At 59.9% G+C, this 1,260-nt stretch carries 1 pseudogene; it reads left to right on the plus strand.

From position 1 onward, the window contains the following. Window positions 1–36: 36 nt before the first annotated feature. Window positions 37–1,260 (plus strand): annotated as a pseudogene (locus tag QWL29_RS26905) (IS3 family transposase); the annotation flags it as partial.

The raw sequence follows: 1,260 nt of genomic DNA on the forward strand, positions 1-1,260 counted from the left end.
TCGATAGGTGGATAATTCACCTTCGAAGGAGTTTACATGACCAGGCAGCGCCGCAATTTCGACCCCAGCTTCAAGCTCGAGGTCGTCCGTATGATCACAGAACAAGGCCTGAGCATCTCGCACGTGAGCCAGACAATGGATATCGGGGTAACCGCTATCCGTCGTTGGATGGAGCAGTACGAGGCCGAGCAGAAAGGCCAGCCAGGCATCGGCAAACCACTGACGGCTGAGCAGCAGCGCATCCGTCAGCTGGAGCAGGAAAACCGTCAGCTTCGTAGTGATGTGGACGTCTTAAAAAAGGCATCGGCCTTCTTTGCCCGCGAGCTCAAGTGAGCTATCGGCTCATCGACGAACTGCAAACGAAGGCCGTACCTGTCGCACAAACCTGTCGCCTTCTGGGGGTGAGCCGGGCTGGATTTTACGAAGCCAAACGTCGTGCCGCCGCGCCCACTTTTTGCAAAGCGAGCGTGCATCTGCGCGCTGCGTTCATGAGCAGCGGCCAAAGTTACGGCAGCCGTCGCCTGGTCACNAAACCTGTCGCCTTCTGGGGGTGAGCCGGGCTGGATTTTACGAAGCCAGGCGCCGTGCTGCCAAGCCTGCTTTTTGCAAAGCGAGCGTGCATCTGCGCGCTGCGTTCATGAGCAGCGGCCAAAGTTACGGCAGCCGTCGCCTGGTCACGGCGCTGGCCAACAGCGGCCTTCAGGTCGGCCGTTACAAGGTACGCCGGCTGATGCAACAGGCTAGCCTGAAGCCAGTCTGGAAGCGCAAATTCGTGCACACAACCGACAGCAAGCATGCACTGCCGGTTGCGGCAAACGTGCTTGCCCGGCAGTTCAACCCGGCAGCGCCCAACTTGGCTTATGCCTCGGATATTACGTACATCCGGACTGGCACGGGCTGGCTCTACCTGGCTATCGTGCTCGACCTGTTCTCGCGCAAAGTCGTGGGCTGGGCGATGGCGCCGAGCATGCCGGCGAGCTTGGTCTGCGATGCGTTGCGCATGGCGATCCAGGCGCGCCGTCCAGCTGCAGGACTGGTCGTTCATTCCGACCGCGGCAGCCAGTATGCGAGCGAGCAGTACCAGGCCCTGCTGGCTGAACATGGCTTCGTCTGCAGCATGAGCCGCAAAGGCAACTGCTGGGATAACGCCGTCGCTGAACGCTTCTTCCTGAACCTGAAGATGGAGCGCGTCTGGCAGCGCAATTATGCGAACCACGCGGAAGCCAAGCTTGATGTAGCCAATTACATCGCCGGCTTCTA

This window comes from Massilia brevitalea (assembly GCF_030711405.1).
GTDB lineage: Bacteria > Pseudomonadota > Gammaproteobacteria > Burkholderiales > Burkholderiaceae_D > Telluria > Telluria brevitalea.